Here is a 17,799-nt window from a genome sequence, read left to right as displayed (position 1 = left end):
AAATCAACTATCTTTGCAATCTTAAATTCGTCAGATGAGATTACATAGAAATTTAGTTTTCGCGGTTATAGATAGCTTACGCGATATTTTTAATGAAGAAGTATATGCAGATAAAGCAGTTGAGAAAGCTTTAAAGAGAGATAAACGTTGGGGGGCTCGAGACCGTAAATTTGTAGCCGAAACCATCTATGAAATAGTTCGTTGGAAGCGCTTATATTCAGAAATCGCCAATGTAAAAGCACCTTTTTCACGTCCAGATTTATGGCGAATGTTTGCCGTTTGGTGTGTATTAAAGGGGATTCAACTACCAGATTGGAACCAGATTGAACCTACACCATCGAGAAGAATCAAAGGTCGTTTTGACGAGTTATCAAAAATCAGAAAGTTTAGAGAAGCCATTCCGGATTGGATTGACGAGATTGGTTTGGAAGAATTAGGAGAAGAAGTTTGGACCAAAGAAATCGCTGCATTGAACAAGCAAGCAGAGGTTATTTTGCGTACCAACACCCTAAGAACAAGTAAGGAGGCTTTGCGTAAATCACTTGCCAAAGAAGAAATTGATACTGAATTTATAAAAGGATACAACGTAGCCTTAAAATTAGTGGAACGCGCTAATGTATTCAAAACTCAAGCGTTTAAAAATGGGCTTTTTGAAGTACAAGATGCCTCTTCGCAATTGGTTGCTGAGTACCTTCAGGTAGCTCCAGGTATGAAAGTAATCGACACTTGTGCTGGTGCTGGGGGTAAAACCTTACACTTAGCATCATTGATGGAAAACAAAGGGCAGATTATTGCCATGGATATCTATGAAAGTAAATTAAAAAAGCTGAAAGTTAGAGCGAGAAGAAATGGTGTTCACAATATCGACACCCGCGTCATTGACTCGACTAAAGTGATCAAAAAACTACACGATAAAGCAGACAGAGTATTGATTGATGCTCCTTGTTCAGGTTTGGGTGTAATTCGCAGAAATCCTGATAGCAAATGGAAGCTTCAGCCCGAATTTTTGACTAAAATTAAAGAAGTACAACAAGAGGTACTCCAAAAATATTCAAAGATGGTAAAACCTGGAGGAAAGTTAGTGTACGCTACTTGCTCTGTGTTACCTTCTGAAAATCAAGAACAAGTTAACACTTTTTTGGCCTCTGAAGCCGGAAAAGATTTTACCTTTGTCTCGGATAACAAAGTGCTAGCTCATCAATCTGGATTTGACGGGTTTTACATGGCTTTGTTAGCTAAGAAATAACCCTTAAAAGCAATTAGATGATAAAAAAATTACTTTTTTTAAGTGTAACCGCTTTGTGCTGGTCACTCAATGCACAGCAGAGTTACTACAATGACGTAGACCTGACAAAATCAGGAATTGCACTGAAAGATGCGCTTGCAACCAAAATTGCAAGTACACATACGAGAAACCTCAGTTATACACCCGGTGTATGGGAAGCGTGTAAAGCCACCGATTTAAATCCGAGTAATTCATCACAAGTACTGTTGGTTTACGGATACAGTAGTTCTGGAACGACTGCCAGAACGCGTGGTGTCAATGACAACGGAGGAAATTCGGGTGATTGGAATAGAGAGCACGTGTATCCTAAAAGTTTAGGGACCCCTAACTTAGGATCGTCAGGACCTGGTGCAGATGCGCATCATTTACGCCCTTCTGATGTGAGTTATAACAGCCAGCGCGGTAATAAAAAATTCGCAACAGGTAGTGGTAATTCAGGAAATGTTACCGGAGGTTGGTACCCTGGTGATGAATGGAAAGGCGATGTAGCCCGAATGATGATGTATATGTATTTGCGTTACGGAAATCAGTGTTTACCCAAAAACGTAGCTATTGGTACAGCCAATACCGTTGACAGTAATATGATCGATTTATTACTTAAGTGGAATGCCGAAGATCCAGTTTCTAATATCGAAGATGCCAGAAATACGTACCACGGAAATTCATCAAACACCTATGCACAAGGAAATCGCAACCCTTTTATTGACAACCCAAACCTAGCCACTCAAATTTGGGGAGGTCCGGTTGCAGAAAACAGATGGGCTACTGCCAGTACTAAAGATCACAAATTAAGTAGTGTTGAAGTGTATCCTAATCCTTCAGCAATTAAAAAAATCTTTGTAAAAATTCCTGCATCAGTTACCGTTTCCAATATTACTTTGTATTCGGTACTCGGTAAGAAAGTGCTTTCCGTTACTCCTGCTTTTGGTCAAGAAACCCTAACTCTTGATAATTTAGCAAAAGGAATATACCTTTTAACGCTTTCAAATCAACAAGCAAGTACGACAAAAAAAATAGTTATTCTATAAAACTGAAAAAGGCTCAAGATACATCTTGAGCCTTTCTTCAATCAACTATTAAAAACTAACTAATCACCAATTGTTGTGCTTAGTAATCAATTAAAAGACGACTGGGTTCTTCTTTAGTTACAGCGCTGATGGCCCTTTAACAGTTTTTTAAGAGCATTCCTTACTTTCTTCACTTACTTTAACTAAAAATCCCACACGTTATAAAAACGTGCAGGATTACTACAATGAAAACTCCTAATTGCTAGTTTTCCAATTTAATGAACTTTTTCGTTTGCACGTCAGTCGACGTTTTTACGACAACGGTGTACACACCTCCATTTAAATGCGCTATCGATATTTGTTTCGGAGTCACTTCGCTGTATGCTAACTCCATCACCTTTCTTCCATTTATGTCCGCAATAAGGATACGCAATGCTCCACTTCCCTGTATACCTTTTATTTGTAGCACATCACTTACCGGATTCGGATACAGTTCAAGATTCACAGTAGCTTTATGATCGTTAGCTGTGCTTTTGCTCGACTGTTGCAGTCCGTCTAAATACGCGCGATGACTCGTTGAAAAACCACTACCTGCGGCGACGTCCCAGTTAATTGACCAAGTCATCAAGCCTCTGAAGTTAGGATACGCAGCTTTTGTTGTATAGGTACGCCCTGCATAGGTCTTTCCTTTTATCAAATAATCCAATGCTTGCTGCACTACTGCCTCTGAAGTATAACCACTACCAGCAGCCTTGCTACTCGACGGCAAACCTATGGCCACCTGATCGGCTCGCAATCCAGGAAAGGTCAATCCTGTTTGAGCAACCTTGAACCCAGTAATCAACATTTCTGCCATAGCCACATGAAAATCTGCTGTTGCAGGTTGATAAATTTTTCCATCAGCACCAAACATAGAACCGGTATTATAATGTTGCACGTGAATGTAGTCCATATCATTACGCAACGCGTGAATTACGGGTAAGTACGCACCGTACACTCCAGCATAAGTACCATAGGCACCTTGTACATAGGCAGTTTCTGGAGCCATACTCAATACGAAATTAGAGGCGCCTACCGCTGCTTTTAATTCCTGTGTAGCCTGAATAAGGTTCTTTATTTTCGGGGTAGTCGGATTTCTAAAATCACTATCTCCTCCTGCAAGTGACAGTGAACTTCCTTCTAAATCGATGTCCATACCGTCAAAACCATAGGTCTGAATAATCGTTTTCATAGAGTTCACAAAAGCTTCCTTCTCTTCAGTTGTCCTAAGTTCTACTTTAGCATTTGCCCCTCCTATTGAAATCAGTACCTTTTTTCCCTTTGATTTTAAAAGAGCCACATCATTGATAAATTCCTGTGTATTTCCCTGGTAAATTTCAAAGGGGTTAAATTGCATGTCTGCTGTACTTCCTGCTTTAGGCTCCGCAAAAGCCACACAAATAACATCCCAAGCGTCTGAGACCTCTCGCAGTTTTGGAATGGTTGAGTTATTATTGAAATTATGCCAATAGCCTACCAGAATTTTCCCTGGTATCTGTGGAATTCCCCCCGTTGATTTCTTTCTGACAAAAACTTCTGCCGACGTCGTTTCGCTTCCTTTATTATCCGTCGCTACCGCTTTAAAAACATAACTAGCTTCTTCAGCATTTGCTAAACTATAGGTATAAGGAGCACTTGTCAATACAGCTAATTCTTTAGTACCTTGATACAGAACTACCTTTGCTACAGATTCATCATCTGCGGCACTGATAGTGATATCTATCGTACTTCCTCCATCATAAGTAGCGCCATTTTTAGGGGCTGTAATCGTCACAGTAGGAGGTTCATTACCTCCGCTACAAGCACCCAATTTCTCCCATGCATCTTGCCAATGTGCCCCTTTACCAGGTGCATAAGCCCAAGCTGCATTCGAAGAACACCAACCCGCAATCTTACATTTATAGCTATTGCCTTCATTTGCTACTTCTTGATCTTTACTATACGCTGTTCCTGCGCTGTAATTCGGGAGTCCGTTACAGCTGCTTGAACCACCTCCGGGAACCGTGAACGAGACCTCCGAAGATCTCTTTTTCGCTCCTTTATTATCTTCAGCCTCTGCTGTTAGGGAGTACGATCCGGCTGCAATATTTTTAATTTCAAAGGTATAAGGTGCCTTCGTCTTCTCTCCCAGTTTTGTCGCACCATTAAAAAGCACCACCTTTACCACTTGTCCATCGCTATCACTGGCGTCACAGTTCACTGTCACCGTTGTCCCCTGTTGTATGGTCGCATTGTTAGCCGGACTCGTAATTGCTATCTGAGGTGCCTGATTATCTGGATTAGATCCGCCACAACTCCCAAGTTTTTCCCAAACTTGAAATGTACCACTATTGGTTGTTGGGTTTTCATTTTGTGTCCACCATTTTGCTTTGTACAATTGGTTATCTTTTTTTACTGTATTCCCTTTTTGGTAAGCTGTTGATGCATCCCAATTAGCTACCCCGCTACAAGGCCCTGAAGTTTCGACAACTGTCACCTTTAGCAATCCAGAGGTTCCCGTTGAACCCTTATCATCCGTAGCGATGGCTTTTAGCGTTGTTTCCCCAACAGCAACTGGTGTCCAGCTCCATTGAAAAGGACTTTGCGTCACCTCTCCCAACTGTGTATCATTGGCCCAGAAACTTACTTTTTGTATAGTACCATCACTATCCGTAGCCTCCGCAGTCAATAGCACAGCCACGTTTTTAGTTAACGATGCATTCGATTTAGGATTGGTAATTGTGACCACCGGCGGAGCATTTGCTCCGGTGTCCTTAACGATTACAATAACACCCTCCGAGGAAGCTACTGCATTTTTATCGTCTGTGGCCTTTGCCGTTAGCGTATAGGTCCCAACAGCCAGGTTACTGATATCGAAACTATATGGACTACTCGTTTTCATCCCTATTGAAGTACCATTATTAAACAGCTCTACAGCAGTAACAGTCCCATCGACGTCCGACGCTGCTACCGTCACTGCAATATTTTGTCCGACTGGATGCGTACTGGTAGTCGCAGGACTCGTGATTTGCACTTTAGGGGCTTGATTTACCGTACCTCCACCTTGTGCAAATACCTCATTCATCTTATTTACTAAAGGTGACTTTACCTGTGACCATCGTTTTAATTTTGTACCGAAAGAGGTTACTGACCCTCCTAATTCCAAGTCACCATACACTGTCCAAACGATAGTTCCTCCTAGCTTTTCTTCATTAATAAACTGTGCTTTAATCGCAATAGACTCTTCGTCATCATAACTCAAAAAGTAATTTCCCTTAACCAAGTAAGGTACTTTTGCCTGTGCATCCCACTTTCGAGTCCAACCGCTATTGGCTTGTAGGGCTTTTTGTTTAATAAAAAAGTAATTTGGAGTTCCGTCATATACATTCTTCGGCCAATTGGTATAATCGGCACAGGTAGTTATAGGACCATCAGGTTGCACGGTCTCTGCTCTTTTTACCGTTGGTGCATTCAAATCGGCATTTCCTTTGGTAATTACTCCTCTACCGTAAAAAGGGGCACCGAAACAAATTTTAGCGGTAGGCACTCCTTTTTCTTTTAACTTATCTAAGGTTGATTTCCAATTAAAAAACGAAACTTCGGCGTTGTCATAGGCATACACTGGTGCATTATGACCAGCCTTATTTGACCATCCTCCGTTCATATCGTAAGTCATCATATTGAAATAATCCATGTCTTTTGCAAGTGCTCCCCAATTAAAGTCATTTAACTTTCTCGGGTCAGCCGACATAGCTGCTGTGATCAATTTAGTAGGGCCAATGGCCTGACGCAGTTCTTTGACTAGGAGTTCAAAATTAGCAAAATCGGCCTGTGTTCCCGTAAAATTCATCCCCGCATACGGGCCTGGGTACTCCCAGTCCAAATCGATTCCATCAAAACCGGTAGCGATTAATTTTTTACAATCGTCAATAAACTTGGCGCGCTTTACTGGATCCGCTGCCATTTCAGGAAAGTGCTTACACATACTCCATCCTCCTATTGAGGCCATTACTTTGACACCTTTTTGTTTGGCCAGCGCCAACAATCCAGGAGCTCCATTTTCCTTGTGCAATGGAACGGGTAAGTTACCGCTTAACCCCCAGGTTGGCTGTTCCCAGGTAGTTCCGTTCAAAGCCACCTTAAACCCCTGAGCTTCCGCTCTTTTCTTGGCTGCTTCATTGATGTACTGGATGGGATCTATTTCTCCAAACAAGATATGAAGGTCCCAACTTGAATATATGTCTGTGAAAAAAATATCTTTGGGTTCTTGTACACTGCCTTGTTGGTGAATACTTTTATTCCGATGATCTCCGCTGTGTAACGAGCCGTCTTTAGCGACTCCAAAGAATGAATAATTCAGAATAGTGTACTTGCTATAATCGATATTGAGATGCGTTAGTGCTCCTTGAGCTGGAACTCCAGCCTTAGCGGTTTTCCAAGCATCCCAATTGGTGATATAACCAATAACTTGTTTATTGTGGTTGGCTGTAGTTGCCGTTCCTCCCGTATTTACTTGGGTAAAACCTACGTAGGATGTAGACAAAAATGCGATAAGCATTGCCTTTAGGATAAAATTGAAGGGTTTCATAAAATTGATATTTAGTTTCCATTCAAATTGGCAATTAAGTAGAATCATTAAAAATAAAATCGACCAACAACATCAAAAAGACAATTGAAAACACTTTTTTCTACACTAGGAGATTTTCAATAGCTCAAAATATTTTTTGAATTACCGTACAATCAACGTAAATTTAAGTAACTAAACCAATCGTAATCATGACAAAAACTGAAACAAAACCCCCGTTGTACTTTTGGGTAATTGCAATTGTATCACTGTTCTGGAATGCTATGGGGGTCAATGCCTACATACAGCAAGTATATAAAACAGCCACCTTTACTTCCATGTATACCGCTGAACAGCTCAAACTGATCGAAGCTACGCCTACTTGGGCCATGGCAGCATTTGCGATTGCTGTGTTTGCTGGTTTCTTGGGCTGTGTGAGTTTGGTGCTGCGCAAAAGATTTGCTCAGCAACTATTTCTACTCTCCATGGTAGGCATCGTAGTTCAAATGTACTACAACCTCTTTGTGAGTAATAGTTTAGAAATATTCGGCCCCGTGGCAGCCATCATGCCGCTCACGGTTGTTGCCATCGGTTTATTGCTGTACTATTTTTCGAAAACAAGTATTCAAAAATCTTGGCTGCGCTAAACTTAAGAAGCTTTCGTAAAGAGATCTTTGGTTATTTTAGGCAACTCGTATTCTTTGACTACAGCAACTGTCCTAATTAAAATAATAACCAAGGCAGAAGTTATAAACTGAAGGTCTTCATGTACCTCAGCATAGCCTAATAACAAATACACTACGCCCCCTGATAAACAGGCCGAGGCGTAGATTTCTTTTTTAAAAATCAACGGAACTTTTCGCGTGAGCACATCTCTGATAACGCCTCCAAATACAGCAGAAACCATTCCCATAACTAATGCTACAAAAGGGTGCAAATCGTAATTCAACCCTTTTTGAAGTCCCAATAAGGTAAACACACTAATTCCGATAGTATCAAACAAAAACATCGTTCGACGCAGCGGGGCGATTTTGCTTCGGAAAAGGAAGGTAAAGACCACCGCTGTTAAAATTGTCCAGATGTAGTTAATATCCCCAATCCAATTAATCGGATGTGCATTGATGAGCACGTCTCGCATCATCCCACCACCAACAGCCGTTACAAAGGCTATTATGATAACACCAAATACATCAAACTCTTTTTTCATGGCAACCAGTGCGCCACTGATAGCAAAAGCAAAAGTTCCGATAATATCGATACTATAAATGATATCCATTTTAAAAGCTAAACTCTTTAAACGTTATTTGTAAAGTTCTTGACAACCTGTCGAGTACTCCTCGGTCTTTATTCGTCGCCAACACTATAGAAACCCCTTTTGATCCTGCTCGAGCCGTACGACCACTTCGGTGTGTATACACGGCATCTTGTTCTGGCAATTGATAATGAAATACAAAATCTAACTTACTTACATCGATTCCTCTCGACGAAACATCAGTAGAAATCAAGGTTTGAATACTGCCTTTTTTAAACATACGCATCACCTTATCGCGTTCTCGTTGCTGCATACCACCTTCCAAAGCTTCCACTGAAAGGCCTCGCTCTTTTAAGGCTGTAGCTATGCGCTGCGCTCCCGCCTTGGTCCTGGCATAAACGATACCGCGTTGTTTTTGATGTTTTTGCAAATAACGCGTCAAGACTGCCGTCTTCTTTGCCGATGGCGTAGTAATATAAAGATGACTGATATTTTTATTTACCTCCAAAGGTTTGCTAATTCGCACCTGCTTAGCCTCTGGTTGTAGGTACTTTTTTATAATTCCCGAAACAGCTTCAGGCATCGTCGCTGAGAAAAGCCAGGTGTGCTTAGTTTTCGGCGTATAGCGCAGAATGCGTTGTAGGTCTTCTTTGAAGCCCATACTCAACATCTCATCTGCTTCGTCCAAAACGAGTACATCGAGCTGCTTTAAATTTATTGCTCCTTGCTCTATAAGATCGATTAACCTTCCTGGTGTCGCGACAACCACATGCGTGGTACGTTGCAAATTCGCGATTTGTTTTGCTATTTTCTCTCCACCAAAAACAGCTTCCATAAAAATGCGTTCAGGCACGTACTTGGTATATTTAAATAACTGGTGTTTTACCTGCTGTGCCAACTCGCGTGTTGGAGTCAAAATTAGCGCTTGTATCTCTTTTTTATCCGTATCAATACGATTGAGCAATGGCAGTCCAAAGGCGGCTGTTTTCCCCGTCCCCGTTTGTGCCAGCCCCACCAAATCGGCAGCATTATTTAACAAATACGGAATAATTGCTTCTTGGATTTCTGTGGGCTCTTGAATCCCTAATTCAGTTAAGCCTTTTACATATGAGGCTGCGACTCCTAACTCCTTAAATTTACTCATGTTCTAACTGTTTTTTGAAGGTACCAATAATGCCAATACATCCGCTGTAACTCTGCGCGGTTTTTTAGTGGCTAAATCAATGAGGCAAAAAGTAGTTTGCGAACTTACTAACAAAACAGAATCCCTGTAAATTTCTACATGACGAACTGATTTTACACCTCCAGTTTCGCCAATCCATGTTTTTACTAGTAAATCATCGTGGACAACAGCTTGTTGCTTGTAGTTTATTTCGTGTTTCACCACAAACCAAGCATAATCCAATGCACCTTTCCCTTCGGTTAAGAGATTCCAATGCGCATCGGCAATATCCTGAATCCACTGCACATACACCACGTTATTTACGTGATTATATACGTCGATATGCTCAGGTTTCACCTGTACTTTATGCTCAAAATAATTCATGGGGCAAACTTAATTCATTGATGTTAATTATTACTTAAAAGTAACTTAATATTTGTGTCAATCTTCAAAAAATTGAGATATTGCTTCGATTAGCAAAAATCCCCCCTTGACTTGACACAGAAATTCGGAACAGAAAACATCAGTAAACTCTTACTAAAACAGGCCATTCCGGCGTCCGTTGGAATATTGGTCATGTCTTTAAATATGATTGTCGACACCATTTTTGTCGGACAGTGGATAGGCGTCATGGCCATTGCCGCCATTACGGTGGTACTACCCATTGCTTTTTTCATTTCCTCCATCGGTATGGGAATTGGAATCGGTGGTAGCTCGGTCATTTCAAGAGCTTTAGGAAAAGGAGACCGCGCAGTGGCAACGACTGTCTTTGGCAATCAAATTAGCTTAACACTCCTCCTTTCATTTTCCTTTGTATTCCTCGGAACGTTCTTTTGTTTCCCGCTCTTGCAAATATTCGGAGCTAAAGGTGCTATTAGCGCTCCTGCAACCGACTATTTCCACACCATTATATGGGGCGTTCCGCTACTGGCTTTTGCCATGATGGGTAACCCGTTGATACGCGCTATGGGGAAACCCAACTTCGCTATGTATACACTGATATTACCGGCAATATCAAACATAATATTAGATATTCTATTTATTAAAATATACCCCTTAGGAATGATGGGAGCCGGTTTAGCCACTGCTATTTCTTACGGTGTTAGCGGCGGGTTTGTCATCTTTTTCTTTATCTCTAAACACAACGAATTACGCATCACCTTCCGAGATTTGTTATTGCGAAAGCACCTCGTTCGCCAAATCGTGGCTTTGGGTGGCATTACCGTTATCCGACAAGGGACGATTAGCCTTTTAATAATCATCTTAAACTACAGCCTTTTTCGCTATGGTGGAGAAACGGCCATTGCTGTTTACGGTATTATTAACAGGGTTATGATGTTCGCTTTATTTCCTGTATTAGGGGTAACTCAAGGGTTTCTTCCTATCGCCGGTTACAACTACGGAGCGCAGGATGCTCAAAGAGTGAAGGAAACGATAAATACTTCCATACGATTTGGTACCGTCATAGCCAGTATCATATTTATAGGGATTATGTTGTTTCCGAACCAGCTAGTAAGCGTATTTACCGATGATCAAAACCTGTTAAAAGCCACACCAGAGGCGCTTATTATCGCCTTTTTGGCTACGCCTGTCATCACCACGCAGCTCATTGGAGCAGCCTATTTTCAGGCAGTAGGAAAGGCTTTTCCGGCCCTAGTACTCACCTTGTTAAAACAGGGCGTATTCTTAATTCCGCTGGTGTATTTATTACCTAAATATTACGGTGTTATGGGAGTATGGATTTCTTTTCCCATCGCCGATATTTTAGCTACGGGAATTACCTATGCCTATCTAAAAAGAGAAATAAAAATGCACCTGCACTTTTAAACGGTTTTACAAAAGTGACTCTCCATTTAAATTGGTGGTCAGTACATCACTCATATAGTCAAAAAACGGACGTAGCGCCACAAACGAAGCGGCTACTTCATCAGAAAACGTTGAAGAAAGTACTTCTTGATCACTAAAGCGACGAACCGCAACAAAGCCTTTTTTTCGAATCAAATCGATATCTGGATGGGTTTTATCAAATCCTTTAGGAGCCGTTTTCAGCTCATTACCTTCTAAAACACCCCCGAAATGTTGCACAAAAGAACTGCTTGCCAAAATGGTACGCAACTCTTCCGCATCAATTTCCAATTCTTTACGTATGCGTAATAAATCGTCCTTGTTAGGTTCCCAAAATCCACCAGCCAACATGGTTTCTCCAGGACTTACATGTAAGTAATAGCCTCCTCGAAGGGCGGCACCCAATCTCGAAAACGAACCTGCAAAATGTGTTTTGTAAGGCGTTTTATCTTTACTAAAACGCACATCTCTATAAATTCTAAACAGTTTCTGCTTTTCAATTTCATCGTGCTGTTCAAGTCCCAGCTTTACAGTATTGAAAAAATCTTTTGCTGCTGCCAACGCTTCTGTATACGCTGGTTTTTGATCGGCAAACCACTCTCGATTATTATTTTCTCTTAACTCTTTTAAAAACTGAAAACTCGTTGAATTAAATTGCATAGACTCCTTTATAATTTGGCTTAAAGGTACAAAAAAACTCTATCGAAAAGCTTCGATAGAGTTTTGAGTATGATCGTTTTTTTTCTACTTCTTAAACATTAAATCGGAAGTGCATTACATCACCATCTTTAACGATGTATTCCTTACCTTCTACGCGCATCTTTCCAGCTTCTTTTACTTTTGCTTCCGATCCAAAAGAAACGTAATCATCATAAGCGATAACTTCTGCTCTAATAAATCCTTTTTCGAAATCCGTATGAATTACTCCTGCTGCCTGAGGTGCAGTTGCTCCTACCAAAACAGTCCAAGCACGAACTTCTTTTACACCTGCAGTAAAATAGGTTTGTAAATTTAACAACGAATAAGCCGAACGAATTAATCGAGACACTCCTGGCTCCTCTAATCCTATATCTCCAAGGAACATCTGGCGCTCTTCGTAATCTTCTAATTCTGCGATGTCTGCTTCAGTAGCTACAGCTAATACAATAATTTCAGCATCTTCATCTTTCACTGCTTCACGCACTTTAGCTACGTATTCATTTCCGTCTTTAGCTGAGGCTTCGTCTACATTACACACGTACAATACAGGCTTTGCTGTAATGAACTGCATTGAACTTACCAACTCTTCTTCTTTTTCAGTGAATTCTAAAGTACGTACAGACTTTCCTTCTAACAAGGCTTTTTGGATGGTTTCTAAAACTTCCAACTCTTTTTGAGCCTCTTTATTTCCTGTCTTTGCCGCTCTCTTCACTTTATCCAAACGCTTTTCCACAGCCTCCAGATCTTTAAGTTGCAACTCAATATCAATGGTTTCCTTATCACGGATAGGGTCAACAGAACCATCAACATGCACAATATTGTCATTTTCAAAACAACGAAGTACGTGCAAAATAGCATCAGTTTCACGAATATTAGCTAAGAACTGGTTTCCTAATCCTTCTCCTTTACTCGCTCCTCGCACCAATCCTGCGATATCTACGATTTCAACAGTAGCAGGTACTACTTTTTCAGGATTTACCAACTCCTCTAACTTCTCAATTCTCGGATCTGGTACGTTTACCACTCCTAAATTCGGTTCAATAGTACAAAATGGAAAATTCGCACTCTGTGCCTTTGCATTCGATAAACAATTAAATAACGTTGATTTTCCAACATTAGGTAATCCTACAATTCCTGCTTTCATTATTTTCTAAGTATTGATCTTTTTTTGCGATTGCAAATATAGTATTATTTATAGGACTTTAAACGCCGATTACAACGAGAAAATCACACTAATTTTAACAAATTATTATGAATTAATTATTTTTTTACTACTTTTAGCCTAGAATAACTGATGTACAATGAGGAACTTATCGGATGAAATACTATGGAAATCACTTAAAGAGGGCGACATTTCGGCCTTTTCAGTGCTTTTTGAGAAGTTTTATCCAAGTTTACACAACTACGGTTTAAAAATTTCTAAAGACCAAGATTTAACGGAAGATGCCTTACAGGATTTTTTTGTGTACATCTATGAGCACAAAGAAAACTTGAGTGACCTTAACACTATTGCACCTTATTTATTTTCTTCCTTTAGACGTTTTATCATCAAAAAAATAAACCGCAACCAAAAATACGCTATTGTCCGTAACTTGGACAAAGATATGGTTGACATCAATTTTACACCAGAAGAGTTCATAACCTACCAAGAATCAACTACTTTTAGGGATAAAAACCTAGCCAAACTCATTAACCAACTACCCAAAAGACAACGTGAAGTTATCTATCTAAAGTTTCACTGTGACCTCAAAGCCAAGGAAATTGCTGAAACGATGGATATCAATTATCAAAGTGTCATTAACACGCTCCACAAGGCGATAAAAAACTTACGTGAAGAAATGGCTATTTTACAATTATTAAATTCATAAATTTGCGTAAGAAAAAAGAGTATATTTGCAATATATTTTTCTTATATCTGTAAATACCTTAGCTTACAAAGTTTTGATGACCAAAAAAACCTATAATAGTATTCATGATTTTTTAAATGACGATTCTTTTAAGAATTGGGCATTTAACAGTCAATTGTCGGATGTTTCATTTTGGGATTTTTGGCTCAAAAACAATCCTTTAAAGAGAGATATCGCCTACGAAGCCAGAGACATATTACTCGGTATCAATTTTAAAAAAGATACCGTTGGCGAAGAAAAATTACAAGTTGAATGGACTAAGCTCGAAGCAAAGCTAAAGACTGTTCAAAAGAAAGAAGCCAAGAAGAAAAAGGGGATTTTCCAAAATCCAAGTATTATGAAGTTCGCAGTTGCCGCTTCTATACTGCTAGCAATATCGTTTGGAGTACTAACCTATACCGGGCTTAACAATGCACTCGTTACTCATGAAACGGCTTTTGGTGAAACCCTAAACATCAAATTACCCGACGGGACTGAAGTCGCTTTGAATTCAAATTCTGAAATCACCTATCACAAAAACGACGTTCGAAATATATGGATGAAAGGAGAAGCTTTTTTTAAGGTGAACAAACTCCCTAGTAAAGAAGCTAAGTTTTTCGTCAACACCAAAGACCTTACCGTCGAAGTTTACGGAACAGAATTTAATGTCAATACACGCAGAGAAAAAACGAAAGTCTATTTAGACGAGGGAAATATTTGGTTGACACTCAATAATGGAAATTCAAAAAAAATGTTTCCAGGGGACTATATCGAATACTCTTCAGATGAAAAGAAAATTCTCATTGATAAGCACATTGTAAGTAAAGAGCAACACCTGTCGTGGACGCAAGGAACGCTGTTGTTTAATAACCTTACCTTACACCAAGCTTTAGAGAAAATATCGGACACCTACGGAGTAAATTTTGATTTTAAGGTTCCTACTAGTAAAGACATTCGTATCACGGGTGCTGTGCCTACATCAAATTTAACAATTTGCTTAAATGCGATAAAAAAATCTGCAAACATCAACATTAAAAAAGAAAATGGTAAATTAGTGGTTTATAAGAACTAAACACTAATCCCAATTTAATGATAAAGCAGTTCGTAGGTCTACGTATTCTTCTCGTTTTCATTACCTGCACTTGCTGCTTATTCCAGTCGTATGCTCAACAACAGCAGTTGGTAAAACTCATAGACGCACTCGATATTATCAGTGAAAAGCACCGAGTGTATTTTACCTACAATCCACTTAGCGTAAAAGGTGTCCAAATTGATATCCGCCCTTTCCGAAAACTCGACTTAAACAAATCGGTCGACTTACTCAAAAAAGTTACCCCATTTTCCGTTGATTACCTCGGAAACAACTATTACGTTATTTACACCCCTAAAAAAGTAGGGATTACCACAGGCATCCTAACAAAAAAAATCAATCGCGGCATCGACCATACTCCTCACAATCCTATAAAGATGCGCGGAATTGTATTGGACGAATTTTACCAGCCCATCAGAAAGGTAAATATCATTGAAAAAAACACGCAAAACGGAACCATTAGCTTACCCGATGGTAGTTTTGTATTGCATTTACAAAAAAACAATCCCATTCAGTTTACGCACATCGGTTTTGAGCCAGTTACCATAGCTCCTAACGATCGTTTTGTCCAAGTCATGATGACCTCTGGAATTCAACTAAACGAAGTACTAATTGTGGGGTCGAGAAATAATAAACGACGTACAGTAGACTCTCCGGTAGCAACGGACGTCATCGATATTGCAACGGTAAAAGCCAAGAGTGAGTTTATCAACATCAACCAATTTCTTCAAAACGAAATCCCTTCGTTTAACGCGACCAAACAATCAGGATCGGACGGTGCTGACCATATAGTTCCGGCCACCTATCGCGGTCTTGGCCCCGACCAAACTCTTGTACTGATTAACGGAAAACGCAGACATCAAGCCTCGTTGATTAACTTGTACGGAACACGAGGTAGAGGTAATTCCGGAACCGATTTAAACGCCATACCAGCCATGGCTATCAAACGCATAGAAGTTCTCAAAGACGGAGCTTCGGCTCAATACGGTTCCGATGCGATTGCAGGTGTTATCAATGTCGTCCTAAAAGACCGTGCTGCAGACAATCAGATTGAAACATTTTTTGGATTTAACAACGCCGGAAACAACTCAAATCCCCAACGACAAGGAGTAGATGGATTGACCTATAAAACCGGGATGCACTACGGAACACCATTGAGTACAGATGGCTTTGTAAGCGTATCGGCTGAATTTACTTCTAGAGACCATACCTTTCGACAAGGAACCTCTGTCAGGAACAACTACGGAGATGCCCGCATGATGAACAGTAACGTCTTTGTCAATGCAGAAGCCAAAGTTTCGGAACAGATGAAATTCTATGCCAATGCTGGATATCACTTTAAAAACACGCAAGCTTATGCTTTTACAAGACGCGCATCAAGTGAACGAAATGTAGAAGCTATATACCCAAATGGTTTTAACCCACTGATTACCTCTAATATTACAGATCAATCACTAACCGCTGGGTTAAAAGGAAGTTATAAATCTTGGAATGTAGACTTCAGCAATACTTATGGTAAGAACTACTTTCATTATTATATCAAAGAAACGCTCAATGCTACCCTGCTTCAAAACTCTCCTAAAGAATTTGACGCCGGGGGTCATAGCTTGAGTCAAAACACAACGAATATCGATCTCAATCGAAACTTTTCATCGTTGTTCAACGGCTTTAACCTCGCTTTAGGTCTTGAAAACAGAATTGAGCATTACGAAATTTTTGCAGGAGAACCGGCTTCGTATTTGAGTTATGACACCAATGGAAATCCAATTACCAATCAAACACCAAGCTCTTTGATACCTACGCATAACGGTATCATTAGACCTGGAGGTTCGCAAGGATTTCCAGGGTACTCCCCAAACAATGAAGTAGCCAGAAGCCGAACTAGTTTTGGACTTTACATCGATAGTGAATTTGACTTTACCTCTAACTGGTTGCTCGCCACCGCACTGCGTTTTGAGCACTATAGTGATTTTGGTAGTACGGTGAATACTAAACTCGCGACCAGACTAAAAATTAACCCTTGTACCACATTACGAGCTTCTTTTAGTACCGGATTCAGGGCGCCATCCTTAGCACAAATTTACTACAACTTACAATTCACAAACTACATAGACAACAAACCTGTAGAGTCAGTACTCATCGCTAATAACAATCCCCTCACCCAATTTTTTGGCATAAAGCGATTGAAGGAAGAAAAGGCTGTCAATTACAGTCTTGGTATACAACATAAATTTGATAACACGCTTCAACTTTCACTGGATTCATACTATATATTCATCAAAGACAGAATTATACTCAGTGGTAATTTTGACGCTACGGCGATTACACCTAACGTGCAAAACGTGCAATTTTTTGCCAACGGGGTAAATACGGCTAGTTACGGATTGGATTTTCGACTCAATTGGCATAAAAGTTTCGACAAAAACACACTTAACATGAGCTTTTTAGGAAACTTGAACAAGATGGAGATTACCCAAATTAACACCAAAGGACTAGACTCTGAAACCTTTTTTGGTATCAGAGAACGTTATTTCTTAAAAGCCTCTGCCCCCAATTACAAATTAATTTTAAATGGTACTTGGGACACTCCAAAATATACCATCAGTGCTAATATTACCAATTACAGTAGTGTAAAACTCATCGATTGGCAAATCAACAAACCCTTAGACAATTTTAACTTCTCTCCATTGATGCGTTACCGTGCTTCACTGGACGCTTACAAGCCTAAATTCACGTTGGATCTGCACGGAACTCTAAAATTTTCTGACCGTTATCAATTGCAATTAGGAGCCACAAATTTATTCAACACCTACCCCACGGAACAAGGTGAAAACACAGACAGTGGCGGACGTTGGGATGCTGTACAAATGGGGAGTAACGGATCGTTTTACTACAGTAAATTTTTAATAAACTTTTAACTTTTTCAAAAAAAACAGGGTATAAAAAAAAGTTTTAAACCTTAATAAAAACGTAAGGCAATTGTTAATATAA

13 protein-coding genes are annotated in these 17,799 nt (G+C 40.0%); 7 read left to right on the top strand and 6 right to left on the bottom strand.

What is annotated here, in order from left to right; all coding sequences use genetic code 11:
• Positions 1 to 34 precede the first annotated feature (34 nt).
• Together ACXAG7_RS15655 and ACXAG7_RS15650 are read left to right on the top strand one after the other, a co-directional pair.
• A complete protein-coding gene (locus tag ACXAG7_RS15655) occupies positions 35 to 1,246 on the top strand; it encodes an RsmB/NOP family class I SAM-dependent RNA methyltransferase (RefSeq protein ID WP_408044280.1) in 1,212 nt (403 codons plus the stop codon).
• Between the two features lie 17 nt (positions 1,247 to 1,263).
• Entirely contained in the window at positions 1,264 to 2,313 is a 1,050-nt protein-coding gene (locus tag ACXAG7_RS15650; RefSeq protein WP_408044281.1) for an endonuclease, read from the top strand.
• A 241-nt stretch (positions 2,314 to 2,554) separates the two neighbouring features.
• Here ACXAG7_RS15650 and ACXAG7_RS15645 read toward each other — a convergent pair whose 3' ends face one another.
• Positions 2,555 to 6,898 (bottom strand): glycosyl hydrolase family 18 protein, encoded by a 4,344-nt coding sequence (locus ACXAG7_RS15645; RefSeq protein ID WP_476667400.1) that lies wholly within the window; start codon positions 6,896 to 6,898, stop codon positions 2,555 to 2,557.
• 188 nt (positions 6,899 to 7,086) lie between these two features.
• Between ACXAG7_RS15645 and ACXAG7_RS15640 the strand changes: the two genes are divergently transcribed.
• Positions 7,087 to 7,521: a hypothetical protein gene (locus ACXAG7_RS15640; protein WP_408044283.1), complete on the top strand. Its 435-nt coding sequence runs from the start codon at positions 7,087 to 7,089 to the stop codon at positions 7,519 to 7,521.
• A gap of 2 nt (positions 7,522 to 7,523) precedes the next feature.
• Here the strand turns inward: ACXAG7_RS15640 and ACXAG7_RS15635 are convergent, their stop codons facing one another.
• The 3 genes from ACXAG7_RS15635 to ACXAG7_RS15625 are packed head-to-tail and all read right to left on the bottom strand — an operon-like array spanning position 7,524 to position 9,672.
• Positions 7,524 to 8,150: a trimeric intracellular cation channel family protein gene (locus ACXAG7_RS15635; RefSeq protein ID WP_408044284.1), complete on the bottom strand. Its 627-nt coding sequence runs from the start codon at positions 8,148 to 8,150 to the stop codon at positions 7,524 to 7,526.
• Position 8,151: 1 nt separating this feature from the next.
• Complete coding sequence (locus tag ACXAG7_RS15630; RefSeq protein WP_476667399.1) at positions 8,152 to 9,270, bottom strand: DEAD/DEAH box helicase; 1,119 nt, start codon at positions 9,268 to 9,270, stop codon at positions 8,152 to 8,154.
• A 3-nt stretch (positions 9,271 to 9,273) separates the two neighbouring features.
• Positions 9,274 to 9,672, bottom strand: a complete 399-nt coding sequence (locus ACXAG7_RS15625; RefSeq protein WP_408044286.1) for an acyl-CoA thioesterase — start codon at positions 9,670 to 9,672, stop codon at positions 9,274 to 9,276.
• A 111-nt stretch (positions 9,673 to 9,783) separates the two neighbouring features.
• Here ACXAG7_RS15625 and ACXAG7_RS15620 point away from each other — a divergent pair, with 111 nt between their 5' ends.
• Positions 9,784 to 11,115, top strand: coding sequence for an MATE family efflux transporter (locus ACXAG7_RS15620; RefSeq protein WP_408044287.1), 1,332 nt, complete (start codon positions 9,784 to 9,786; stop codon positions 11,113 to 11,115).
• Between the two features lie 6 nt (positions 11,116 to 11,121).
• Here the strand turns inward: ACXAG7_RS15620 and ACXAG7_RS15615 are convergent, their stop codons facing one another.
• Entirely contained in the window at positions 11,122 to 11,793 is a 672-nt protein-coding gene (locus ACXAG7_RS15615) for a DUF2461 domain-containing protein (RefSeq protein WP_476667398.1), read from the bottom strand.
• Positions 11,794 to 11,884: 91 nt separating this feature from the next.
• Positions 11,885 to 12,976 carry a redox-regulated ATPase YchF gene (gene ychF / locus ACXAG7_RS15610; protein ID WP_408044289.1) on the bottom strand — a complete coding sequence of 364 codons (1,092 nt, stop codon included), beginning with the start codon at positions 12,974 to 12,976 and terminating at the stop codon, positions 11,885 to 11,887.
• A gap of 157 nt (positions 12,977 to 13,133) precedes the next feature.
• Here ychF and ACXAG7_RS15605 point away from each other — a divergent pair, with 157 nt between their 5' ends.
• From ACXAG7_RS15605 to ACXAG7_RS15595, 3 genes are all read left to right on the top strand, one after another.
• Positions 13,134 to 13,700: an RNA polymerase sigma factor gene (locus ACXAG7_RS15605; RefSeq protein WP_408044290.1), complete on the top strand. Its 567-nt coding sequence runs from the start codon at positions 13,134 to 13,136 to the stop codon at positions 13,698 to 13,700.
• A 76-nt stretch (positions 13,701 to 13,776) separates the two neighbouring features.
• Positions 13,777 to 14,790, top strand: coding sequence for a FecR family protein (locus ACXAG7_RS15600; protein ID WP_408044291.1), 1,014 nt, complete (start codon positions 13,777 to 13,779; stop codon positions 14,788 to 14,790).
• A 17-nt stretch (positions 14,791 to 14,807) separates the two neighbouring features.
• The gene (locus ACXAG7_RS15595) at positions 14,808 to 17,726 is read left to right on the top strand and encodes a TonB-dependent receptor (protein ID WP_476667397.1); all 2,919 of its coding nucleotides are present in this window, start codon (positions 14,808 to 14,810) and stop codon (positions 17,724 to 17,726) included.
• The last annotated feature ends 73 nt before the right edge of the window (positions 17,727 to 17,799 follow it).

It is taken from the genome of Tenacibaculum sp. AWR4_210 (genome assembly GCF_056160945.1).
This window is presented reverse-complemented; position numbering and strand designations above follow the sequence as displayed.